This window comes from Sphingomonas abietis (assembly GCF_027625475.1).
GTDB lineage: Bacteria > Pseudomonadota > Alphaproteobacteria > Sphingomonadales > Sphingomonadaceae > Solisphingomonas > Solisphingomonas abietis.
On sequence record NZ_CP115174.1, the window covers coordinates 1,578,132 to 1,601,708 of the forward strand.

The following is a 23,577-nucleotide window of genomic DNA, read 5'->3' on the forward strand; positions in this document are numbered from 1 at the left end:
GTCGCCGGCCCGAAGGCGGCCCAGGGAATGCCACGCTGTCGCCATGATCGGAGGCCAAGGAAGCGGCATGGATACGCCCTTTATCCCTGCCGCTGCCGCCCCCGTCGCGGCTGCCCCCCGCCCCGCCAGAACGGGCGCTGCCGAGGATGTCGCGATGTTGCGGGCATCGGCGCTGCTCACCCGCGATCTGATCGCGCCCCGGCCGCTGGTCTATTGGGGCGACCTGCTCGCCTCGGCGGTGATCGGCTATGGCCTGTTCGCGGTCGCGGTGACGGCCTCGTCGGTCGCCGTGGCGATCGTCGCCGGCATCCTGTCGGTGCTGGCGCTGTACCGCGCGCTGCTGTTCATCCACGAGGTGAGCCACATCAAGCATTCGACGCTGCCCGGCTTCCGGCTGGGCTGGAACCTGATCGCCGGGATCCCGCTGCTGACGCCTTCCTTCATGTATGAAGGCGTCCACAATCTCCATCACGTCAAGACGCGCTACGGCACGGTGGCCGATCCCGAATATCTGCCGCTGGCGCGGATGAAGCCCTGGTCGTTGCCGGTGTTCATCCTGATCTCGCTGCTGGCGCCGATCGGGCTGCTGATCCGGTTCGCGATCCTCTCCCCCTTGTCGTGGCTGATCCCGCCGCTGCGCCGCGTGGTGATCGAGCGCTATTCGTCGCTGTCGATCAATCCTGCCTTCCGCCGCCGGCTGCCCGATGCCGAGCAGCGCCGGCTGTTCACCTGGCTGGATGCCGCGACGTCGGCATGGAGCCTGGCGGTGGTGGCGATGGTGGCGACCGGCATCATCCCGCTGCGCGGCCTGCTGATCGCGCTGGGCATCGGGTCGGCGGTGGCGCTGCTCAACCAGGTCCGCACATTGGTCGCGCATCTGTGGGACAATGAGGGCGAGCAGATGAGCGTCACCGCGCAATATCTGGATTCGGTCAACGTCCCGCCGCCGGGGCTGTTGCCGGCCTTGTGGGCGCCGGTCGGCCTGCGTTACCACGCGCTGCACCATCTGCTGCCGTCGCTGCCTTATCATGCGCTCGGCGAAGCCCATCGCCGCATCGCGGCGGAACTGGGTGAGACATCCTCCTATCACAAGACCAATTATGGCGGCGCGCTGGAGCTGATGGTCCGCATCGGCCGGAGCACGATGGGGCGCCGCTGAGGCGGAGAATTCGCTGAGGCGGGCTGGGAAAGGCGGGCTGAAGAAGGCGGCGATGCGGGGGCATCGCCGCCTTCTCTTCATCGGGTCAGGCGAGCGCGGCGCGCGCGGCCCTGGCGGCTTCGACCATGTTGACGAGCGCCGGCTTCACATCCTCCCACTTGCGGGTCTTGAGCCCGCAATCGGGATTGACCCAGAGCTGCCCGGCCGCGAGCCGCTGGCCGGCCTTGATCAGCAGCTCTTCCATCTCCGCCGCCGCCGGAATGCGGGGCGAATGGATGTCGTACACGCCCGGCCCGATCTCGTTCGGATAGGCGTAGGTGGCGAAGGCCTCCAGCAACTCCATCTTGGAGCGCGCCGTCTCGATCGAGATGACGTCCGCATCCATCGCCCCGATGGCGGCAATGATGTCGTTGAACTCCGAATAGCACATATGGGTGTGGATCTGGGTCTGCGACGCCACGCCGGAGGCGGTGATGCGGAAGCATTCCACCGCCCAGTCGAGATAATGCGCCCATTCGGCGCGGCGCAGCGGCAGGCCTTCGCGAAGCGCCGCCTCGTCGATCTGGATGATCCTGGCGCCGGCGGCTTCGAGATCGACCACCTCGTCGCGGATCGCGAGCGCGATCTGGCGGCAGGTCTGCGAGCGCGGCTGGTCGTCGCGCACGAACGACCATTGCAGGATCGTCACCGGCCCGGTGAGCATCCCCTTCATCGGCCGGTCGGTGAGGCTCTGCGCATAGGCCCACCAGTCGACCGTGATCGGCGTGGGGCGCGCGACATCGCCATAGATGATCGGCGGGCGGACGCAGCGCGAACCATAGCTCTGCACCCAGGCCGCCTTGGTGAAGGCGAAGCCGGCCAGCTGCTCGCCGAAATATTGCACCATGTCGTTGCGCTCGAACTCGCCATGGACGAGCACGTCGATGCCGATCTCCTCCTGCCAGCGGATCGCGCGTTCGGTTTCCTCGCGCAGGAAGCGCGTATAGCCGGCCTCGTCCAACTCGCCCTTGCCAAAAGCGGCGCGGGCCTTCCGCACCTCGGCGGTCTGCGGGAAGGAGCCGATCGTGGTGGTCGGCAGCGGCGGCAGGGCGAGGATCGCCTGCTGCTGGCGGATGCGCTCGGCGAACGGCGCCGCGCGTCGCGTCCAGTCGATATTGACCGTGGCGAGGCGGGCGCGGACGGCCGGATCGTTGGTCAGCGGCGACGTCCGGCGTGCGTGGATCGACGCGCGATTGGCGGCCAGCATGTAGGCGACGGCGCCGCGGCCCTCGTTCAGCGCCTTGGCGAGCAGCGCCAATTCCTCGATCTTCTGCACGGCGAAGGCGAGCCAGTCCTTCACCTGCGGATCGAGCTTGGTTTCCAGCGCGAGATCGATCGGGGTGTGGAGCAGCGAGCAGGAGGGCGCGATCAGCAGCTTGCGCCGCGCCTTGGCGATCGGCTCGAGCCGGTCGAGCAGGGCGGAGAGGTCGGCCTTCCAGATGTTGCGGCCATCGATCACGCCCAATGACAGCAGCAGGTCTTCGCGCGCACCGGCGAGTACGGCATCCAGCTGTTCGGGCGCGCGGACGAGATCGACGTGCAGGCCGGCGACCGGCAGGGCCAGCGTGGCGGCGAGATTGTCGCCGAGCGCGCCGAAATAGGTGGCCAGCATCAGCTTGAGGCCGGTCAGTTCGTTGGCGAAGCGATCATAGGCGGTGGCAAAGGCCGCGCGCTGGCGATCGTCGAGATCGAGGACGAGCGCCGGCTCGTCGATCTGCACCCAGTCGGCGCCTTCATTCTGCAGCTTGCGGAGCAGATCGACATAGACGGGCAGGATCGCCGGCAGCAGCGTCAGCGGATCGAAGCCCGGCTGCTTGGACTTGGCGAGCAGCAGGAAGGTGACCGGGCCAAGGATCACGGGGCGGGTGTGATGGCCGAGCGCCTTGGCCTCCCGGAACTCGTCGACCGCCTTGGTCGAGCTGAGCTGGAACGACTGGTTCGGCGTCACCTCCGGCACCATGTAGTGATAGTTGGTGTCGAACCACTTGGTCATTTCCTGCGCGGGAACGTCGGCGGCGGCGCCACCATGGCTATGGGCGCAGCCTGCCTCGTCCTGCGTCCCGGTCTGGAGGCCGCGGGCCATCGCGAAATAGATTTCCAGCGAATCCGCGGTGCCCAGCGCGCGATAGAGGGCGGGGATCGCGCCGACCATCACGCTGGCATCCAGCACCTGATCGTAGAAGGAGAAATCGCCGGAGGGCATGATGTCGAGGCCGAGCGCCGCCTGTCGCTCCCAGGTGGCGGCGCGCAGGCTGCGCGCGGTATCGAGCAGGGCGGCCTTGTCGGTCTTGCCGGCCCAATAGGCCTCGACGGCGGTCTTCAGTTCACGGCGGGCGCCGATGCGCGGAAAGCCGAGATTGGAAACGAGAACGGACATGATTCTTCTCCTTCGGCAAACCAGGATCGGCCTGCCGTTGTGGTCGTGACGGATGGTGAGAGGGGGCGCGGGCGCGCCGCGTCAGGCCGACGCGACGCGCCTGCGCATTCGGATCGGGTAGAAGGGGAGAGGGATCAGCATCGGCCTTGCACCACAATGAGGGCGGAAGGCCGAGCGGACATCGCGCGATATCGTCGACGCGTGCGAAGGCACGACGCCAGGCGCTGGTCGCGCGATCCACCGGAGGCACCCCCGTCCGAGGAACGTTATCGCGACGAGGCAGGTCTCCTGGCTCGCGGGTCAACACGCCGGCCCCGGTCTTCCCGGCGGACGGATCCGCCAGTGACACGATAAGGGGCCGCCGCTCACCGCTTACAGTTGCGGGGGCAGCGCCGGATTCCGCCCGAAGGCGCCACCGGCTTCCCGTCTTAGCCCCGCCGCCATCGCTGGAGCGGGGAACCTCGACGCGACGGGTTAGACACCGGCGCGGCGTGGCTGTCAATCGGGATATAAAGACATCCTTATGTCTTCATATCCCGATGAGGATTGCGTTGCGTGGGGCCGAAAGCGTCCCCTGTGGCCTATTGGCTGTTACCGGCTGCGTTCGCGTCATTGGCGGCTGACGAGGTGCGCGATGTCATGCCCACCGCATCGGCATCATCGCTCATCTGCTGATCCGCCGTCGGTTCGGGGGCGGGCTTGGGCTTGGCGACCACCGGCTTGGGCGGTGCGACCACGGGCTCGGGCGCAGGCGCGACCGGGAGGGGCGGCGGCGGCGCAGCCGGCTCCGTGGTCTGGTTTTCGGGTGGTGCTTCAGGAGTCTTGTGGCAGCCCGCGAGGAGCGTGATGCCGGCGAGCAGGATCAGCACGGAAGAGCGGATGGTCATGATGGTCCCGTTTCTCATTGGGCGGCGGTCATGGTCTTGGCGCGGTTGGCGCTGGTCGCCAGCCGATCGGCGAGTTGTCCGTCCCAGCCATAGGGATCGGCGAGGAAGGTCACCTTGCCGTCGGCATTGGCATAAGCTGTCCAGTAAAGCAGATAGACCGCGACCGGCATGTCGAGCCGGGCGCGCACCGTGTCGCCCTTGGCGAGCGCCGCGTCCACCGCGTCCGGCCCCCAGTCCGGCGTGGTATCGAGCATCGCCTTGGCGAGCTCGACCGGATGCGCCAGCCGCACGCAGCCATGGCTGGCCAGCCGGCTGTAGCGCCCGAAGGTGCTCTGCGAGGGGGTGTCGTGGAGATAGACGCCATAACTATTCTCGAAATCGAACTTCACCCGGCCGAGCGCGCTCTTCGATCCGGCCTGCTGCTGGAGCCGTGCGCCGCTGCCGGTGCCGATGACGCGGAAGCCGTGCGCCTTGAGATAGCCCGGATGCGCGCGCTCCTTGGGCCATAATTCCTTGGTGGCGATCGAGGTCGGCACGTTCCACGGCGGATTCAGCACGATGCTGTGGATCATCGAGGAGAGCATCGGCGTCTCGTCGCCGGGGCGGCCGGTCACAGCCCGCATCGACATCACCGGCTTGTCGGCATCGAACATGGTCAGCACCGCCGCGGCGATGTTCACCTGCACGCGATGCTGGGGCAGCTCCGCCGGCAGCCAGCGCCAGCGCTCCATATTGGCCTCGATCTGGCGGACGCGATCATGGGCGCTGACGTTGAGCGCGGCCAGGGTGGCGGCGCCGATCGTGCCGGTCGGCTCCAGCCCGTAGCGGCGCTGGGCGCGCTGGACCGCGGCGCTCAGGTCGTCGTCATAGCGGGCCGGCCCCTTGGGAAGCGCGCTATCCTCGATCGCGAGGCGACGGCGCAGCAGCGCGACGGCATCGCCGGTGGCGCCGGGCACGAGCCCGGTCGCATTCGGAACGGTCGGCCAGCCACCGCTCTGCTCGATCGAACGATAGCTGGTGAGCGCCTTCCGCAGCGTGTCGTAACCCGACCAGGGCGGCGGCAAGGAGGCGATCCACGCGGCCAGAGTATCGGCCTGCACGGCGGCGATGAAGCTGGCGCGCGGATCGTAGGCGGCAGGCTTCAGCCCCCAATTGCCGATGAAATCGGCATCGGCGAGGCGGCCATGATGGAGCGCGGACGCATAATCCAGCGCGGCGCGCACGATCGCATCCTGGTCGGCACTTGCCGGCGCTGCGCTGGTCTGGCCGTCCGCCGCGATCCCGTTGGCGGCAGCGTCGTCGAGCATGGTGCGCAGCTGATCCAGCTGCGCGGCGCTCAGGCGCGGTATGGCGATTGCCGCCGGGGGCGTCACCGCCGTCACCGGCGCGGCGACGGGCGGTGGTGGGGCGAGGGTGGGAATGGGCTGCGGCGCGGCGGCCAGCAAGGCGGGAGAAAGAAGCGCTGCCGACACGGCACGACGCGATACTGGCTTCACGGGCAATTCCCAATCGACAGGGCGTTCGTGCTTGAGCGCCCTTCCACTAAATCGCCCACCGGGCGGGATCAGGCAACCACTATCCCTTTGTCCGGAAGAGATAGGCGGCCGGCGCCGGCCGACATCGCGGCATGCTCATTCATGAACGGTGGATATGGGAATATGCCGTCAACATGGGCTAATCGCGCCGGGCGGCCATGCCTATCTCCCCGGCGGTCACGAATGAATGCCCGTCGATGGGCCGGAGGAAGATATGCAGAAGCGCGAACTCGGCAAAAGCGGTCTCGAAGTCTCGGCGATCGGCTTCGGCTGCATGGGGCTCAATTTCAGCTATGGCCATGCGCTGAGTGATGCGGAGAGCATCGCGCTGATCCGCCAAGCGGTCGATCGCGGCGAGACCTTCTTCGATACCGCCGAGGTCTATGGCCCCTACACCAATGAAAAGATCGTCGGCGAGGCGCTGAAGCCGGTGCGCGATCGGGTGGTGATCGCCACCAAGTTCGGCTTCAACATCGAGGACGGCAAGATGGCGGGCATGAACAGCCGGCCGGAGCAGATCCGCAAGGTTGCCGACGCCTCGCTCCAGCGCCTGGGCATCGAGCAGATCGATCTGTTCTACCAGCACCGCGTCGATCCGGCGGTGCCGATCGAGGACGTCGCCGGCACGGTCAAGGATCTGATCGCCGAGGGCAAGGTCAAGCATTTCGGCCTCTCCGAACCGGGCGCCGCGACGGTGCGCCGGGCCCATGCGGTGCAGCCGGTCACGGCGCTCCAGAACGAATATTCGCTATGGACGCGCGGGCCTGAGACCAACGGCATCCTCGATGCCTGCGAGGATCTGGGGATCGGCCTGGTCGCCTACAGCCCGCTCGGCAAGGGCTTCCTCACCGGCGCGATGTCCGGCGGCACCAAGCTCGGCGAGGGCGATTTCCGCGCCCTGCTGCCACGCTTCACGCCGGAGGCGATGGAAAAGAACCAGGCGCTGATCGATCTGCTCAAGAGCCTGGCGGAGCGCAAGGCCGCCACCCCGGCGCAGATCGCGCTCGCCTGGCTGCTCGCCCAGGCGCCGTGGATCGTGCCCATCCCCGGCACCACCAAGCTCGGCCGCTTCGAGGAGAATATCGCGGCCGCCGATCTCGTGCTGGGGGCGGACGATCTTGACGAGATCCAGCAGGCGCTCGACGCCATCGCGATCGAGGGCGAACGCTATCCGGCGCATCTGATGGCGACCACCGGCCGCTGATCCGGCCCGGCGCGGGCGATCAGGAGCCGCCGGGGCGCAAGGCCTCGATCACCTCGCCAGCGGCACGCGCGCCGCTGGCATAGGCGCCGTGCGCGGTCGAGAAATCGGTCGCGTGGGTGGCTTCGCCTGCGAAGAACAGGCGATCCTCGAACGGGCGGGCGAGCGTATGCCGCGCGACGGCGTGACCGGGGAGGGCGTGGCTGTAGGCACCGCCGATCGACGGGGTGGCCGCCCAGTCGGAGGCGATCAGCGGGCGGAGATGGCGTCGGGCGGCCGCGCCGAACAGCCCGACGAGCTGCTCGATCGCCCGGGCGGAGGCGGCATCCCGACCCTCGACCCCGGCTCGGCGGGCGCCGTCGCCGCCGAGGAAGCATTCGATCACCGGCCAACCGAAGGGCCGGACATAATAACTGCCGGTGGTGGCGTCGTGGGGATCGCCGAGCAGATGGCTTTCCGGCGCGAACGGGCCGTCCCCGTCGATGATTTCGAGGAAGATCTTCTCATTGTCGCCGAGCGGCAGGAGCCGCGCCGCCTCGCGCCAGGGATCGAGAGCGGAGGGCCAGCGGATCGCATCTCCCGACAGGGCTGCGGTCGAGATGGTGACGATCGCGGCCCGCGCCTGCACGGTTCCCGAGGGCAAAGCGAGGGTTACGCCCGGCCCGTCGAGCGATATCGCCGTCACCGGGGTCGCCAGATGCACCGCCGCCGTTCCGGGCAGGCTCGCCGTCACCAAATTGCCGTAGCCGGCCGGCACCCGCCAGTTCTCGTCGGTCGAGGCCGCGTCATAAGCGGCATAGTCCGTCGCCGAGATGCGCTCCAGCCCGTCGCCGCTGATGAAGCCGCTCATCGCCTGCAGATACGGCGTCCAGCGGCTGCCTGCTTCGATCGCATCGGCGGCGCGGTCGCTGGCCGGCGGGGTGGTGGCGATGCGCTCTGCCCAGCGCGCGAAGGTATCGCGTGCGTCGGCGCGCTGGTCGGCGGGGAAACCGAGATCGTGATATTGCCGGCCCCACGCCGCTTCGCGGCGATCGACCGCGAAGCCGTGCGCGATCGCGAGCGATGTCCACGGATTGCGATCGGCCGAATGCAGCCAGCCGCAGCCGAGATCGAGCGTCATCCCGGCCGCCGCGCGGGTCCAGGCGCGCCCGCCGGCGCGGGGCAGGGCCTCGATCACCACCACCGACAGGCCGGCCTCGACCAGCCGCCGGGCGGCGCCCGTGCCGGCGGCACCGGCACCGATCACCACGACGTCATATCGTTTCGCCAACGCGCTTCCTCCGCCTCCGTGCCATCTCGCTGGTGTCGAACGCCGGAGGACGGGTTAGGCTGCTTCCTTTGCGACCGCGAGAGGTGATAGATCGCACCGCATCATATCCGGAGTTCATCAATGCGGCGCGAGGAACTGGTTGATCTCAACGCCTTCCTCACCGTGGCGGAGGAGAAGAGCTTCACCCGCGCCGCCGCCCGGCTGGGCACCTCGCAATCCGCGCTCAGCCACACGATCCGCCGGCTGGAGACGAGGCTCGGCGTCCGCCTGCTGACCCGGACGACGCGGAGCCTCGCGCCGACCGATGCCGGCGAGCGCCTGCTCGGTACGCTGGGGCCGGCGCTGGCCAGCATCGGCGAGGAGCTCTCCGCGCTCAGCGCGCTGCGGGACAAGCCGGCGGGCACGATCCGGATCACGACCTCCGCCCACGCCGCCCGGACGATCCTGTGGCCCGCGCTGCATCGGCTGCTGCCGGACTATCCCGATATCCATGTCGAGCTTGGCGTCCATGCCGGCTTCACCGATATCGTGGCGGAGCGCTTCGATGCCGGCGTCCGCCTCGGGGAGGCGCTGGCGCGGGATATGATCGCGACGCCGATCGGCCCCGATCTCACCATGGCGATCGTCGGGTCGCCCGACTATCTCGCCAGGCGGCCGGCGCCGACCTGCCCGCAGGATCTCGCCGACCATCAGTGCATCAACCTGCGCATGGCCAGCGGCGGCGGCCTCTATGCCTGGGAGTTGGAGCGGGACGGGCGCGACATTCGCGTTCGCGTCGAAGGGCAGCTGGCCTTCAACAACACGGATATGATCATCGAGGCGGCGCGGGCCGGGTTCGGCCTCGGTTTCGTGATGGAGGATCAGGTGACGGCCGACATCGCCGACGGCCGGCTGATCCGGGTGATGGCGGAATGGTGCCCGTCTTTCGCGGGCTACCATCTCTATTATCCGAGCCGGCGCGAGCATTCCGCCGCCTTCACCGTGGTGATGGAGGCGCTGCGCTATCGACCCTGACGGCCGCCAGTCCAGGTTCGCCTCGTCCGGGCCCTTCCCACCGCAGCCTGATCGGCCCGGGGCAGCGGGACCGGGCCATCAAGGCGGCGGAGCATCGGCGCGCAGGCATCGCGCAGGCCACGTCCCGAACCCGGATTGCAGCGTCTACCCGCGCGGAAGCGGGCGGCCGGCCATCTGCGTTCGGTGGACTTCTGTCGTCAGGCCCGATGTCGTCAGGCCTGGGCGCTCAGCGCTTGCCGACGCGGCTCTTGCGGGCGGCGTAACGGGCATCGCGGGCAGCCTTCTTCTCGGCCTCGGTCAGCACCGGCTTCTGGGCGGCGGCAGCCTTTTCCTCGGCGCGGCGCTTGCGTTCGGCCTTCTCGGCCTCGCGTGCGGCGATCTTCTCTTCGCGCAGCTTGGCGGCGGCCTCTTCGCGGGCGAGGCGGGCGGCGGTGCGTTCTGCGAGCACGGCTTCGTCGACCGGCGGCTTGGCGCGCAGCTTCTCGATCGCAGCCTGCTTGGCCTTGTTGGCGAGCGCGGCGCGCTCCTGGAAAGTCGGTTGCTTGAACGACGGCATAGAGACGGGGGATTCCTGTGGCTGTGATTGCGAGCGCGCCAATAAGCACGCCAACGGGCAGCCGATAGGGCATTCCGCCCGATTCTCCAAAAAAGATGGCGAGGCCGGGCGTTTCTCCGGCGGATCGAAGGTGGCGCGGCGCCGATCCGCTCGCAATTCCGGCGCCAAGGCTGTAGGCGCGCCGACAAGACGCAGGAGGCGGCATGACACCACGGGAATTGATCGGGAGTGCCCAGGTGCCCGGCGGCGCCGAACTGCGGCTGTTCCGGCGCGGTGAGGACTTCATGATCGTGCTCGATCGCAACGAGCTGATGAGCAGCCGGATGAGCGGTTCGGAAGAGGCGCTGGCGACGATGAGCTGCGAGCGGCTGCGCGATCTGCGCGCGCCGCATCTGCTGATCGGCGGCTATGGCATGGGCTTCACCCTGCGCGCGGCGCTCGGGCTGCTCGGCGCCGACGCGCGCGTGACGGTGGCCGAACTGGTGCCGGAGATCGTCGAATGGGCGCGCGGGCCGATGGCGGACCTGGCCGCCGGCTGCCTGGACGACCCGCGCGTCACCCTGCTCCAGCAGGACGTGGCGGCGGTGATCGCGGCCGGCGCCGGCGAATATGACGCGATCCTGCTCGATGTCGACAATGGCCCGGACGGGCTGGTCCGCGATGCCAATGACCGGCTCTATACCATGCGGGGGCTGGCGCTGGCCAAGGCGGCGCTCAAGCCGGGCGGGGTGCTGGCGGTATGGTCGGCCGGATCGGACGACGTGTTCGCCCGGCGACTGGCCAGCGCGGGCTTCGCGGTGGAGGAGGTCGCGGTGCGGGCGCGCAGCAACGGCAAGGGGCCGCGCCATGTCATCTGGTTCGCCGTAAACCGCTAAACCGCTAAATCCCGCCCGTTGCAGGCGAGTTCAGCGTTGGCCGGGCCACGCTGCCGCGACGGCGGCCTGTTCCTCGTCGGCGATTGTCTGGACCTGCTCGAAGGCCTGCTGAGAGGCCAGCGCGGCGCCGGTGTTGGTGCGGGTCGGATCGCCGTCGCGCGCGGCATCGAGATCGGCCAGCGCCTTGCCCGTCGTGCCGCGCGCCGTCTCCACGCGCGAGAGCGAGACCTGGGCGGCCGTCCACGCATCGCTGCCGGTCGCGGCGCCGCGGCCGCGCACCAGAGAGGCGCGCTCCTCGGCCAGCACCTTGCGGAAGCTCGCATCGGCGGCGCGGGCGCGCTCGACAAAGGGCGCATAGCGGGCGACCGCGGCCGGATCGGCGGTTTCCGGCGGCGGCGGCGCATGTTCGGGCTCGTTCAGCGACAATGTCTCGATCGGGCGCGGCGCCAGCGACGGATAGCCATCGAGCGGCCTGGTGCAGCCTCCGATGCCCATCGCGACCACGAGAAGCGGGGCGGTCAGGGCGGCGGCGCGCGAACGCGGGATAAGTCGTTTGGCCATGGTCTCGATCTAGAAGTGTGTTTTTGTCGCTGCAATGGGTTGCGCTCCCGAGAAATGCCTTCTAACAGCGCCTCCACAACGCACCCATAGCTCAGCTGGATAGAGCATCAGACTACGAATCTGAGGGTCGGGCGTTCGAATCGCTCTGGGTGCACCACAAACCCCGCCAGGCTTTCCAGCCTGGCGGGGTTTTTGATTTCCAGGCGTTTCCGCGCCACTTTGGCCGCTTCGGCGAGAGTCTTGCCCAGCCCTGGTTCTGGTCTGCGATCGCGGCACGCGAGCAGGAATCCGCCGATACCGCAGATTCCGTGTTGCAAGGCTGCTGACGAGGCCCCGGATAATGATGCAAGAGGGCCGCGATGAATCAGCCGCTTGATCGCCGCCAATGGTTGCGAGGCGCCACGCTCGGCGCCGGCGCTGCGGCATTCGCCGCATGGATGCCCGCCTGGGCGCAGCCTGTGTCGGAGGGTTCCGCATCGCCGGGCTCGGCGCCGGCCCTGCCGGTGGTGACGGGGGAGGATATCCGCCTCCGCATCGCGCGGCAGAGCGTTCGCGTCGATGGCAGGAGCGCCCATGCGATCGGCATCAACGGCACGGTGCCGGGGCCGCTGATTCGGTTGCGGGAGGGGCAGCCGCTTCGCCTCCATGTCGAGAATGCGCTCGACAGCTGGAGCTCGATCCACTGGCACGGCCTGCTGCTGCCCTCGCAATATGATGGCGTGCCGGGGGTGTCCTTCCCCGGCATCGCGCCGCATTCCAGCTTCCTCTACGAGTTCCCGATCCGGCAGGCCGGCACCTATTGGTATCACAGCCATAGCGGTTTTCAGGAGCAGCTGGGGCTGCACGGCCCGATCGTCATCGATCCGGCCGGCACCGATCCGGTCGGCTTCGATCGGGAGCATGTGATCTTCCTGTCCGACCAGAGCGCGATCTCGCCGGACACGCTTTTTCGGCGGATGAAGCGCGATCCCGGCGGACTGAATTTCCAGAAGCAGACGCTGGGCGGGTTGCTTGCGGGCCACGATCAATCGCTGGCCGAGCGCCTGAAATGGGGCGGGATGCGGATGGACCCGACCGACGTGGCGGACGCGACCGGCGCGGTCTACACCTATACGGTCAACGGTTATGGCCCGCTGGACAATTGGACCGCCCTGTTCCGGCCCGGCGAGCGGGTCCGGCTGCGCATCGTCAACGGCTCGTCGATGACGACCTTCAACGTCCGCATCCCCGGCCTCGCGATGATGGTGGTGCAGGCCGACGGCCAGAATGTGCGGCCCGTCGAGACCGACGAAGTGCAGATCGGCGTCGCCGAAACCTATGACGTCGTCGTCACCCCGACCGAGGATCGGGCCTACACATTGGTCGGCGAGAGCGTCGATCGCTCGGGCCTGGCGCGGGCGACGCTGGCGCCACGGGCGGGAATGGTCGCGCCGATCCCCCCGCTCAGACCGCGCCCGCTGGCGACGATGGCCGACATGGGCATGGCCATGCCGGACGGCGGTGGCGGCAAGGATGCCATGGCCGGCATGGCGGATATGGCCGGGGGTGGCATGGCCACCGGCACCGACCATGGCGACCATGGCGGACATCGCGTTTCGTCGGGCATGGCGATGGGCGCCATGTCCATGCGCGATTTCGGCCATGCGCCGGATATCCGGAAAAGCCCCGGTGTCGCGACGATCGCGCCGATGCCCAGGGATCGTACCGGAATGCCGGGGCAGGGGCTGGAGCATGTCGGGCATCGCGTGCTGGTCTATACCGATCTGGTGGCGCTGGAGCGCAACCCGGATCTGCGCGCGCCCTCGCGGTCGATCGACGTCCATCTCACCGGCAATATGGAGCGATTCATGTGGTCGTTCGACGGCGAGGCGATGTCGGACAGGATGGAGCCGATTCCGTTCACCGAAGGCGAGCGGGTGCGCGTCACCCTGATCAACGATACGATGATGGCGCATCCGATCCATCTCCACGGCCATTTCTTCGAACTGGTGACGGGCCACGGCGATCACGCCCCGCGCAAGCACAGCGTTTTGGTCGCGCCGGGTGGCAGGGTCCGCTTCGATCTGACCGCCGACGCGCCCGGCGACTGGGCGTTTCATTGCCACCTGCTCTATCATATGGCGGCGGGGATGATGCGGATCGTCAGCGTCCGCAGCCCGCAAGGCGTGTCGGCGTGAACCGCGCCCTGCTCGCCACCACGGCCGCGCTGCTGGCGCTGGCGCCCCGTCCGGCCGCCGCGCAGATGATGCCAGGTATGTCGATGCCGGGCATGTCGATGCCGGGTATGGCCATGCCCAAGTCGACGCCGGTCAAGGTACCGGACGCCCGAAAGCCCAAAGCCAGGAAGCGCATCGTCAGCAAGCCGGCCATCGGCAAGGCGCCCCGGCAAGCGGCAGGCCCGCGGCCATCGCCGCCGGACATGGCGATGCCTGATATGCCGGCCATGCCGGCTCACGACATGGCCGATATGGCCATGCCTGAAACCGGGGCCGAAGCGGGGAGCACGGCCATGCCGATGGCTGGCATGGCCGGTATGGATGGTATGGATGGTATGGATGGTATGGGCGGAATGGCGACGGCACAGCCGTCCGGCTCAGACCTGCCGGCCGGGCAGGGTGCGGCGCCGACGCCGCCACAGGATCATTATGCCGACCGTCTGTTCCCCGTCGCGGCGATGGACGCCGCACGCAAGCGGATGATGCGGGAGGAAGGCGGGCAGTCGCTCCACCAGCTGATGCTCAATCTCGCCGAATGGCAGATCCATGACGGCCGGAATGGCTATCGCTGGGACGGCGAGGGCTGGTTCGGCGGCGATATCGATCGGATCGTGGTGAAGTCCGAAGGCGAGGGCACGCTGCACCGGGGCGTCGACGAAGCCGAGGTGCAGGCGCTCTACAGCCGCGCGATCGGCCCCTATTTCGATCTTCAGGCCGGCGTCCGCCATGATTTCCAGCCTTCGCCGACCCGGACCTACGCCACGATCGGGGTCGAGGGGCTGGCGCCCTACATGTTCGAGACCGAGGCGGCGCTGTTTCTGTCCACCGAAGGTGATGTGCTGGCGCGCGCCGAGGGCTGGCTTGACCAACGCCTCACCCAGCGCCTCATCCTCCAGCCGCGTGTCGAACTCAATTTCGCGGTGCAGGATATGCCGGAGGATCGGATCGGCGCCGGGCTGAGCAGGGCCGAATTGGGTCTCCGGCTGCGCTACGAGATCAGCCGCCCGTTCGCGCCCTATATCGGCGTCTCCTACGATGCGAAGGTCGGCCGCACCGCGCGCTTCGCCCGCCGCGATGGAGAGGGCACCCAATCCACCAGCCTGGTGCTCGGCGCGCGCACCTGGTTCTAAGCGCGCCGGGTTCAAGACATACCGGCCGTTCGGGCGCGTATCCGCAATACCCCCGGCGGCGTCGGCGAGAAGCGTCTCCCGCTCCCGCTCCGTCATCGTCGGCCGGGGCATCCGCCTTGCCATGGTCGATCCATATTCGTCGCGATCGCCCGGTCGACGGCCATGCTTGCGGTCCACCGGCATAGGTGACGCATGAAGCGTGCCGGGCTTTTTTCAGCAGGATCTTCCTCCGTTTCTTGCTGCCGGAGGCGTTGTGCTGGTCGGTCAAGTCGGCGGTCGCCACGCCGCGCTCGGATAATGTCCGCCCGACGTGATTCCCGCCCCATCGCACGCACTCCAGACCGGCCGCATGGCTGGGAAATCTTCGATTTAGGCCGATCGAAGAGCGGCGAGGCGTCCGCGCTAGGTGGTGTGGACACTTACCGCAGCCACAGGGCGATGGCAGCGAGTGTGATGACGGCGCGGTAGTTTCGGGCCGTTTTCTCAAAGCGGGTGGCGACGCGCCTGAACTGCTTGAGCTTGGAAAAGCAGCATTCGACGAGATGGCGTTGAGCGTAGAGATGTTTGTCGAGCGGATGCTTGAACGTGCGGGAGGGGTTGTTCGGGATGACGGCCGTAGCGCCCTTGTCGGCGATGGTCTGGCGTAGGGCGTCGCTGTCGTAGGCGGTGTCGGCCATGACGATTTTGGCTGGCAGTCCGTCGACGAGGCCGGCCGCTTGCGGCGCATCTCCCTTTTGTCCTGCGGTCAGCGTGAACCGCACGGGACAGCCAAGTCCCCGGACGGCCATGTGGATCTTGGTGCTCAGGCCGCCGCGTGAACGGCCAATGGCCTGATCTTCAGACCCCCTTTTTTCGCCCCGGCAGCGTGCTGATGGGCGCGAACGACGGTGCTGTCGATGATCAGATATTCGAAGTCCGGGTCATCCGACATGGCCTCGAAGATCCGCCACCATACACCCTTCGCACTCCACCGGCTGAAGCGGCGAAACGCGCTGTTCCAGTCGCCGAACACCTCGGGGAGATCGCGCCAGGGCGACCCCGTCCGCACAATCCACAACACCGCCTCGACGAACATCCGGTTGTCGCGACCGGTCGACCCCTTCTGATCAGGCCGCCCGATGATCAGCGGAGCCATCCGCTCCCAGGCGCTGTCGCTCAACACCAGCCGATCCATCACACCCAATGCCGCCTCCTAAAAGCAGCCTTGAATCATGCTTCAACGCAAATGGGAATCCTTAGAGTCCACACCACCTAAGGCTTTGATTAGGCGTCTTCATTGCCGGTCTTTCGGGGATTTGCCGGCAACGATTCAGCAACTTGTCAGGGTAATCTAATGTGTATACGATATATAGTAGCTGATGGGATCGGACAATAAGTCGGCCCTTCAGGACACTTTATAACAAGGGTGGGCACATGATCGATATGAAGACCAGTTTGCGTCTCACGAGCGGGGTCGCGGCGATCCTGATCGCGGCGTCGTCTCCGGCAGTAATGGCACAGGACAGCGCGGCTCCGGCCGGCGTGCAGGCCAGTCAAGACGCGACCCAACCTGCGCCTATCTCGGCTCGTGCCAAGAAGCGGCTCGAACGCGCCGCCGCGCGTCGACGTGCCAAGGAAGACAAGATCGCGCACAAGAAAGGCGAAACCGCCGGCGCCGAAGGCAATGACATCGTCGTCGTCGGCCTGAAGGGGAGTCTCGAATCCTCGCGAAACAAGAAGCGCAAGGCCAAGCAGATCGTGGATTCGGTGACCGCCGAGGACGCCGGCAAGCTTCCCGACAACAATGTGCCCGAGGCCCTGGCGCGCGTGACCGGCGTGGCGATCGATCGTGTTCATGGCGAAGGCCAGAATGTCACCATCCGCGGCCTGTCGGACATCCAGACGACGATCAACAACAACGATGTCGGCGGCGTTTCGCGTTCCGGCACCGGCGTCGAGGCCAGCATCGGGCCGAGCCGTTCGATGACCCTCGCGGACATTCCCGCCGAACTGCTGAAATCGGTGGACGTCTACAAGACCCGCACCGCCGATCAGGTCGAGGGCGGCATCGCCGGCACCGTGAACGTGGAACTCCGCCGTCCGCTCGATCTCAAGAAGGGCTGGACCGTCGCGGGCAGCTTCCGCGATGTGCATAGCGATATCGGCAACACGTTCAGCCCCTATGGCAGCATGCTCGTGGCCTATCATGCCGATACCGGCATCGGCGAGATGGGTTTTCTCGTCAACGCATCGTATGAGAAGAACAAATACGAAGAAGACTATGTTTTCGACGAATCGCCGCAATTGGCACCGTCGGGTACGCCAAGTTATCTCTCGCTTCCCGCCAATTTGCGTGATTCTCTGGCCATTCCCTATCGTGTCACCTATGGTGTCGATAGTGGCGAAGTCACACGGCCTTCGCTGAACGCCTCCTACCAGTGGAAGCCTTCCGACAAGCTGGAGTTTGTCCTTGAGGGGTCGTGGTTGGGATCGCGGGAAGACGCCAATTCCAATACGCTTCGTCTCATCACCAACGATGGCAACTCCACTTATTCGAACCTCGTTCTAAACCCCGAGGGAACGATCAAGTCATTGACGATGACCAATCCCAATGGCTTCGCCGGTGGGCCGGAATCATCTTATAACCATATCGTATCCAATGCTTTCAACACAAACTTCGAAGCGCATTGGCATAGTGATCGCGTCAAAATCGATGCCGGCGTCCAATATACGTGGACTAAGGCGCATAATCGTTTCCTCAATGTGATGGGCGCTTTTGCAGGAAACACCAGTGCCAACGTGGATTTCGATTCGAGCCTCGTTCCTGGCGGTGGTCCGTTCGTTCAATTCAATGGCGTCGATTACTCCGATCCGTCGGATTATGTGATCCGGCAGATTCATGACGAATACACCAAGAGTTCCAGCAATTCCTTGAATGCCCATCTCGATTTCACCGTCGATACAAGCGATACCGGTTTCTTCCGTTCGTTGCAGTTCGGCGCGCGGGCAACCGATTCCAAGACAAGTTCCTATACGGGTTATCGGGATGGTGGCTTCGATGTCCTCGCCAGCCGCCCGGGAATAAGTTCCGTTCCGGGAACCGCGTTGGAGACGACGACTCCGGATATTCCTGGCGTGAGCACGCCGACCTGGTATCATCTGGACTCCGAGCAATTGCTCAGCAATTGGGCGCAGACCCGTGCCTATCTTTCGGCGCTCAATCCCACCATGTATGACGGTGGCACCTACGCGACCGATTTGCCGGATGCCGATAGCTATAATGACTCCAAAGAGCATGAATATACCTGGGCGGCCTATGCCCAGTTCAATTATGGCTTCAAGGCGATCTTTCCCATCGATGGTGTAATCGGAGCCCGCGTCACCAATACCTGGGGAAGCAGTATGGGGGCGGTGGCCGTCGGAGGCACTAACGCGAAGACCGGGGTATATAGCACGACATATACGCCTTCCTCGGCGCGCGCGAATTATGTGGATTTTCTTCCGAACCTCAATGCGATCGTTCATTTCACCAAGAATGTTCAGTTGCGCCTGGCATATACCTGGAATGTGCAGCGTCCAGATTTCGGAAGTCTGAGTCCGCAGGTTCAATATAATGCTGACACCATCAGGACGGAGTACTCCTACGTCTATTCCGGAAACCCCGATCTCAAGCCTATCAAGGAGCGGAGCTACGATGCTTCTCTCGAATATTATTTCGGCCGGGCTGGTCAGTTGTCCGCAGGGGCGTTCCTGAAAACCCAGAAGGGGTTCATCTATTATACGGAAGAGATCGGGAAGGTTCCCGGTTTGCCTGATGGCGATGTCGATCATTATATCGGCAAGCCGCGCAATGCTGGGCCGGGCAAGATTCAGGGCTTTGAATTTGCGGGCCAATCCTTCTTCGATTTCTTGCCGGGGATCTGGCATAACTTCGGTGTCAACGCGAACCTGACCTACATTCCTACGGCGTCGCTCGATCTCGGTGAATATGGCCTCATCGGAACGACACAGGATGTTCCGGGCCTTCGCTATGCGCCCTATACGTCGAAGATCACCTATAACGCGGCACTCTTCTACGACACACCGGTGTTCGGTGCTCGCGTGGCCTGGAATTACCGTTCCAAGTACAAGAACGACATCAACTCCTACAGCCCGGTCTATCAGATCTACACCAAGGCGACGTCGCGTCTCGATGCGTCCATCAACTATACGCCGTTCAAGTTCCTCACCTTCACGCTCGAAGGCACGAACCTGCTGCGGAGCTACCAGAACCAATATTATGGCGCGGTGGCCGGCTTGCCGGTCGGCGTGCGGGTGCAGGCTCGGACCGTCCAGGCCGGCGCGCGCTTCCGCTTCTGATCTGGCAATGGTCCCGGCTCTGTCCGGGGCGGTAATGCGCGGGAAGGGGGTTGGCCATCAGGCCGATCCCCTTTTCCTTTTTTCGCGCCGCGTCGCGACTTTCGCGCTGCGGCGCGGCAAGGTTTCTTGTAACCATTCCGGCCTTCGCGCTTTATACCCTCCGTGGCCGGCGCCCTGACGCCGGTTTCGGGCGCGTCAGAGGCGAGAGGCTGTCGCACAATTCCGGTATCCGAGACGTGCATGGCGCGCGGGGTGCGGAGCGAAGGACGAAGCAGCATGCACGATATTGAAGGTTGGGAATTGTCGCGCCGCGCCATGTTGGCGGGCAGCGCGGCCACGGTCGCGGTTGGCGGGGCGCAGGTCGCCCCGGCCGCGGCCAGTAAGACAGCGGACGCGTCGGCGACGACCATGCCCATCGCCTTCGAGGTCAACGGCACCACGCACGACCTGACGCTCGATACCCGCACGACGCTGCTCGATGCGCTGCGCGAGCATCTGGCATTCACCGGCACCAAGAAAGGCTGCGATCATGGCCAGTGCGGCGCCTGCACGGTGATCGTCGATGGCCGGCGGATCAATTCCTGCCTGACGCTGGCGGTGATGCATCCCGGCGCCCGGATTACGACGATCGAAGGTTTGGGCACGCTCGATCATCTCCACCCGATGCAGGCGGCCTTCATCCGGCATGACGGCTATCAGTGCGGCTATTGCACGCCGGGGCAGATCTGTTCGGCGGTGTCGGTGCTCGACGAGATCAAGCGCGGCATCCCGAGCCATGTCAGCGAAAGCCTGCTGGATCCGCCGCACGCCACGGAAATGGAGATCCGCGAGCGGATGAGCGGCAATATCTGCCGATGCGGGGCCTATTCGAACATCCTCGAGGCGATCACCGAGATGGCGGGGAGCGAGGCATGAAGCCCTTCACCTATGGGCGCGCTTCGTCCGCATCGGATGCGGTGGCGAAGGCGGGGCGCGTGCGGGGCGCCAAGTTCATCGCCGGCGGCACCAACCTGCTCGATCTGATGAAGCTCCAGATCGAGGCGCCGAGCCATCTGATCGACGTGAACGGCCTGGGGTTCGACACGATCGCGCCGACCCGGGAGGGCGGGCTGCGCATCGGCGCGCTGGTCCGCAACACCGATCTTGCGGCCGATATGCGGGTGCGGCGCGATTATGGGCTGATCAGCCGCGCGCTGGTGGCCGGCGCATCGGGCCAGCTCCGCAACAAGGCGACGACGGCGGGCAATCTGCTCCAGCGCACCCGCTGCCCCTATTTCTACGATACCAACCAGGTCTGCAACAAGCGCAAGCCGGGATCGGGATGCGCCGCGATCGGCGGGGCAAGCCGCCAGCTCGGCGTCGTCGGCGTCAGCGAGGCGTGCATCGCGACCCATCCGAGCGACATGGCGATCGCGATGCGGGCGCTGGATGCGACGGTCGAGACGATCGCGGCCGACGGGCGGGCGCGCACCATTCCGATCGCCGATTTCTACCGGCTGCCCGGCACCACGCCGCATCTGGAAACGGCGCTGGCGCCTGGCGAACTCGTCACCGCCGTCACCCTGCCACGGCCGATCGGCGGGGCGCACATCTATCACAAGGTCCGTGATCGCTCCTCTTATGCCTTCGCGCTGGTGTCGATCGGCGCGGTCATCCAGCCTGACGGCAGCGGTCGCGTCGCGGTCGGCGGTATCGCGCCCAGGCCGTGGCGGGTGGAAACCGCCGAGGCGGACATGCCGCGCGGTGCCAAGGCGGTGGCCGCAGGGCTGCTCGATGGCGCGCGTCCGCAGCCCGACAATGCGTTCAAGCTCACCTTGGTGGAACGCACGCTCGGCGCCGTCATCATGCAAGCGAAGGGCTGAAGAGATGAAATTCGAGACCCCCGCAACCACCAATCCGATCGACCGGCTGCAGGTCGTCGGCAAGCCTACCTCCCGTATCGACGGCAAGTTCAAGACGACGGGGCAGGCGCCCTATGCCTATGAACATGCCGTGCCCGATCATGCCTATGGCTTCGTGGTCGGTGCGCCGATCGCCAAGGGCCGGATCACCGCGATCGACACCGGCGACGCCGAACGTGCGCCGGGCGTGCTCGCGATCGTGACCGCGCAGAACGCCGGCAAGCTGGGCAAGGGCAAGCATAATGTCGCGCCGCTGCTCGGCGGGCCGGCGATCGATCATTATCATCAGGCGGTGGCGATCGTCGTCGCCGAGAGCTTCGAGGAGGCGCGGTCGGCGGCGCAATGGCTCCGTGTCCATAGCGTGCGGGATCCGGGCCGTTTCGATCTTGCCGCCGGCAAGGCTGGTGCGACCAAGCCGGCCGATGACGGCCCGCGCGGCATCCCCGATACCGCGGTCGGCGATTTCGGTGCGGCCTTCGCTGCGGCGCCGGTCCAGCTCGATGCGACCTATACGACGCCCGATCAGAGCCATGCGATGATGGAGCCCCATTCCTCGATCGCGCAATGGGATGGCGACCGGCTGACGCTCTGGTCCTCCACCCAGATGGTCGGCTGGGCGCATGCCGATATCGCCGCGACGCTGGGGATGCCGCCCGAAAACATCCATCTGATGTCGCCTTATGTCGGCGGTGGCTTCGGCGGGAAGCTGTTCCTGCGATCCGACGCGATCATGGCGGCGCTCGGCGCGCGGGCGGCCGGTCGTCCGGTCAAGCTCGCGCTCACCCGGCCGCTGATGATCAACAACACCACCCATCGCCCCGCCACCATCCAGCGGCTCCGGCTGGGCGCCGGCCGCGATGGCAGGATCACCGCGATCGGCCATGAAAGCTGGTCCGGCGATCAGCCGGGCGGCAAGCAGGAGGCGGCCGTCGGCCAGACCCGGCTGCTTTATGCCGGCGCGAACCGGATGACGGCCACCCGCCTGGCGGTGCTCGATCTGCCGGAGGGCAATTCGATGCGCGCGCCGGGCGAGGCGCCCGGCCTGATGGCGCTCGAGATCGCGATGGACGAGATGGCCGAGAAGCTCGGCATGGACCCTGTCGAATTCCGCATCCTCAACGATACCAAGGTCGATCCCGAACATCCCGACCGCCCCTTCTCGAAACGGCAGCTGGTCGAGTGCCTGCGGATCGGCGCCGATCGCTTCGGCTGGGCCCGGCGCAACACCCGGCCCGGGCAGATGCGGCAGGGGGCATGGCTGATCGGCCACGGCATGGCCGCCGCCTTCCGGGGCCATGTGAACATGAAATCGGGCGCGCGCGTCCGCCTCGATGCGGCGGGCATGGTGACAGTCGAAACCGACATGACCGACATCGGCACCGGCAGCTACACCATCATCGGCCAGACCGCGGCCGAGATGATGGGCGTGCCGCTCGATCGGGTGATCGTGCGGCTGGGCGATTCCGCGTCGCCGCTCTCGTCGGGTTCGGGCGGCCAGTTCGGCGCGAGCAGTTCGACGGCGGGCGTCTATGCGGCCTGCGTGAAGCTCCGCGATGCGGTGGCGCAGCGGCTCGGCCTCGATCCGGCCGACGCGGTGTTCGCGGACGGGCAGGTCCGCTCCGGCCATCGCACGGCGGCGCTCGCCCAGGCGGCGCAGGGTGGCGAGATCGTCGGCGAGGACAGCATGGACTATGGCGATCTCGCCAAGCGCTATCAGCTGGCGACATTCGGTTCGCACTTCATCGAAGTGGCGGTCCATGCGGCGACCGGCGAGATCCGTGTGCGCCGGATGCTCGCCGTCTGTGCGGCCGGGCGGATCCTCAATCCGGTGACCGCGCGCAGCCAGGTGATCGGCGCGATGACGATGGGGGTCGGCGCGGCGCTGATGGAAGAGCTGGCGGTCGACAAGCGCTTCGGTTTCTTCGTGAACCACGATCTCGCCGGCTATGAGGTGCCGGTCCATGCCGATATCCCGCACCAGGAGGTAATCTTTCTGGAGGAGACCGATCCATTGGTCTCGCCGATGAAGGCCAAGGGCATCGGCGAACTCGGCCTGTGCGGAGTCGGGGCGGCCATCGCCAATGCGGTTCATAATGCCACAGGCGTGCGGGTCCGCGACTATCCGGTGACGCTCGACAAGCTGATCGACCGGATGCCGGAGATGGTGTGACGATCCGGGCCGCTCTCATGGGCGGCCCAGGTGCTGCCGGCCCCGATATGTCCGATAGTCCATCGCGCATTTGACGGGCTTTTCGGCCATTCTGGCAGGCCATTGCCATGCCCGGCGACACGCCGGATCGGCACGGAGCCGCGAGGGCAATGACCGTCCATGCTTGGCGGGATGGATGGCGGCGGGCGTCCCGGTTCGAGAACTCGGTTATGACAGCGTTGTTTTTTTAGTTTCTTCGCGAAACTTTTCTGGGCTAGGGCGGTTCCCGCAGAGCTTCGGCTCACCGCGTCAAGGCATCGCTGCGTCTCGGTTATGCCAACTTGCCTGTCGCTGGCATAAGTTCATTAT

The 23,577-nt window shown here is 66.4% G+C and carries 18 protein-coding genes, 1 tRNA gene and 1 riboswitch; of the genes, 12 read left to right on the forward strand and 7 right to left on the reverse strand.

Going from position 1 to position 23,577, the window contains the following annotated elements:
* Window positions 1-67: 67 nt before the first annotated feature.
* Window positions 68-1,159 carry a fatty acid desaturase family protein gene (locus tag PBT88_RS07760; protein WP_270078624.1) on the forward strand — a complete coding sequence of 364 codons (1,092 nt, stop codon included), beginning with the start codon at window positions 68-70 and terminating at the stop codon, window positions 1,157-1,159.
* Between the two features lie 85 nt (window positions 1,160-1,244).
* Here the strand turns inward: PBT88_RS07760 and metE are convergent, their stop codons facing one another.
* From metE to PBT88_RS07775, 3 genes are all read right to left on the reverse strand, one after another.
* Complete coding sequence (gene metE / locus PBT88_RS07765; protein WP_270078625.1) at window positions 1,245-3,575, reverse strand: 5-methyltetrahydropteroyltriglutamate--homocysteine S-methyltransferase; 2,331 nt, start codon at window positions 3,573-3,575, stop codon at window positions 1,245-1,247.
* A 261-nt stretch (window positions 3,576-3,836) separates the two neighbouring features.
* A riboswitch (cobalamin riboswitch) is annotated at window positions 3,837-4,054 on the reverse strand.
* Window positions 4,055-4,156: 102 nt separating this feature from the next.
* Entirely contained in the window at window positions 4,157-4,462 is a 306-nt protein-coding gene (locus PBT88_RS07770) for a hypothetical protein (RefSeq protein ID WP_270078626.1), read from the reverse strand.
* A gap of 14 nt (window positions 4,463-4,476) precedes the next feature.
* On the reverse strand, window positions 4,477-5,958 hold the full coding sequence (locus PBT88_RS07775) for a L,D-transpeptidase family protein (RefSeq protein WP_270078627.1): 1,482 nt from the start codon (window positions 5,956-5,958) through the stop codon (window positions 4,477-4,479).
* A gap of 253 nt (window positions 5,959-6,211) precedes the next feature.
* Between PBT88_RS07775 and PBT88_RS07780 the strand changes: the two genes are divergently transcribed.
* On the forward strand, window positions 6,212-7,201 hold the full coding sequence (locus tag PBT88_RS07780; protein WP_270078628.1) for an aldo/keto reductase: 990 nt from the start codon (window positions 6,212-6,214) through the stop codon (window positions 7,199-7,201).
* 19 nt (window positions 7,202-7,220) lie between these two features.
* On the opposite strand, the gene PBT88_RS07785 is transcribed toward PBT88_RS07780, so the two are convergent.
* On the reverse strand, window positions 7,221-8,468 hold the full coding sequence (locus tag PBT88_RS07785) for a flavin monoamine oxidase family protein (RefSeq protein WP_270078629.1): 1,248 nt from the start codon (window positions 8,466-8,468) through the stop codon (window positions 7,221-7,223).
* A 120-nt stretch (window positions 8,469-8,588) separates the two neighbouring features.
* Here PBT88_RS07785 and PBT88_RS07790 point away from each other — a divergent pair, with 120 nt between their 5' ends.
* Entirely contained in the window at window positions 8,589-9,482 is an 894-nt protein-coding gene (locus tag PBT88_RS07790) for a LysR family transcriptional regulator (RefSeq protein ID WP_270078630.1), read from the forward strand.
* Between the two features lie 226 nt (window positions 9,483-9,708).
* Here the strand turns inward: PBT88_RS07790 and PBT88_RS07795 are convergent, their stop codons facing one another.
* Window positions 9,709-10,038, reverse strand: a complete 330-nt coding sequence (locus PBT88_RS07795; RefSeq protein WP_270078631.1) for a DUF6481 family protein — start codon at window positions 10,036-10,038, stop codon at window positions 9,709-9,711.
* A gap of 203 nt (window positions 10,039-10,241) precedes the next feature.
* Here PBT88_RS07795 and PBT88_RS07800 point away from each other — a divergent pair, with 203 nt between their 5' ends.
* Entirely contained in the window at window positions 10,242-10,913 is a 672-nt protein-coding gene (locus PBT88_RS07800) for a spermine/spermidine synthase domain-containing protein (RefSeq protein WP_270078632.1), read from the forward strand.
* Between the two features lie 30 nt (window positions 10,914-10,943).
* Here the strand turns inward: PBT88_RS07800 and PBT88_RS07805 are convergent, their stop codons facing one another.
* The gene (locus PBT88_RS07805; protein ID WP_270078633.1) at window positions 10,944-11,474 is read right to left on the reverse strand and encodes a hypothetical protein; all 531 of its coding nucleotides are present in this window, start codon (window positions 11,472-11,474) and stop codon (window positions 10,944-10,946) included.
* An 80-nt stretch (window positions 11,475-11,554) separates the two neighbouring features.
* On the opposite strand from PBT88_RS07805, the gene PBT88_RS07810 reads away from it, so the two are divergent.
* The 4 genes from PBT88_RS07810 to PBT88_RS07825 all read left to right on the forward strand — a co-directional run bounded on the left by PBT88_RS07810 (window position 11,555) and on the right by PBT88_RS07825 (window position 14,820).
* Window positions 11,555-11,631 (forward strand) — tRNA-Arg (locus PBT88_RS07810).
* Complete coding sequence (locus PBT88_RS07815; RefSeq protein ID WP_270078634.1) at window positions 11,624-11,800, forward strand: hypothetical protein; 177 nt, start codon at window positions 11,624-11,626, stop codon at window positions 11,798-11,800. Before PBT88_RS07810 ends, PBT88_RS07815 begins: the two co-directional genes overlap by 8 nt.
* 33 nt (window positions 11,801-11,833) lie before the next feature.
* The gene (locus tag PBT88_RS07820) at window positions 11,834-13,651 is read left to right on the forward strand and encodes a copper resistance system multicopper oxidase (RefSeq protein ID WP_270078635.1); all 1,818 of its coding nucleotides are present in this window, start codon (window positions 11,834-11,836) and stop codon (window positions 13,649-13,651) included.
* Window positions 13,648-14,820 carry a copper resistance protein B gene (locus PBT88_RS07825; protein WP_407696529.1) on the forward strand — a complete coding sequence of 391 codons (1,173 nt, stop codon included), beginning with the start codon at window positions 13,648-13,650 and terminating at the stop codon, window positions 14,818-14,820. The genes PBT88_RS07820 and PBT88_RS07825 overlap by 4 nt, the downstream gene beginning before the upstream one ends.
* Before the next feature lie 419 nt (window positions 14,821-15,239).
* Here the strand turns inward: PBT88_RS07825 and PBT88_RS07830 are convergent.
* Window positions 15,240-16,003 (reverse strand): IS5 family transposase gene (locus PBT88_RS07830; RefSeq protein WP_407696530.1). Its coding sequence is split into 2 segments (ribosomal slippage): window positions 15,240-15,665 and window positions 15,668-16,003, totalling 762 coding nucleotides; the frame shifts between segments, so codons are not numbered across the junction.
* A gap of 230 nt (window positions 16,004-16,233) precedes the next feature.
* Between PBT88_RS07830 and PBT88_RS07835 the strand changes: the two genes are divergently transcribed.
* The 4 genes from PBT88_RS07835 (at window position 16,234) to paoC (ending at window position 23,229) form a co-directional block, all read left to right on the forward strand.
* On the forward strand, window positions 16,234-19,158 hold the full coding sequence (locus tag PBT88_RS07835; RefSeq protein WP_270078637.1) for a TonB-dependent receptor: 2,925 nt from the start codon (window positions 16,234-16,236) through the stop codon (window positions 19,156-19,158).
* 276 nt (window positions 19,159-19,434) lie between these two features.
* On the forward strand, window positions 19,435-20,073 hold the full coding sequence (gene paoA, locus PBT88_RS07840) for an aldehyde dehydrogenase iron-sulfur subunit PaoA (protein ID WP_270078638.1): 639 nt from the start codon (window positions 19,435-19,437) through the stop codon (window positions 20,071-20,073).
* Entirely contained in the window at window positions 20,070-21,020 is a 951-nt protein-coding gene (locus PBT88_RS07845; RefSeq protein WP_270078639.1) for an FAD binding domain-containing protein, read from the forward strand. The genes paoA and PBT88_RS07845 overlap by 4 nt, the downstream gene beginning before the upstream one ends.
* 4 nt (window positions 21,021-21,024) lie before the next feature.
* A complete protein-coding gene (paoC, locus tag PBT88_RS07850; RefSeq protein ID WP_270078640.1) occupies window positions 21,025-23,229 on the forward strand; it encodes an aldehyde oxidoreductase molybdenum-binding subunit PaoC in 2,205 nt (734 codons plus the stop codon).
* The last annotated feature ends 348 nt before the right edge of the window (window positions 23,230-23,577 follow it).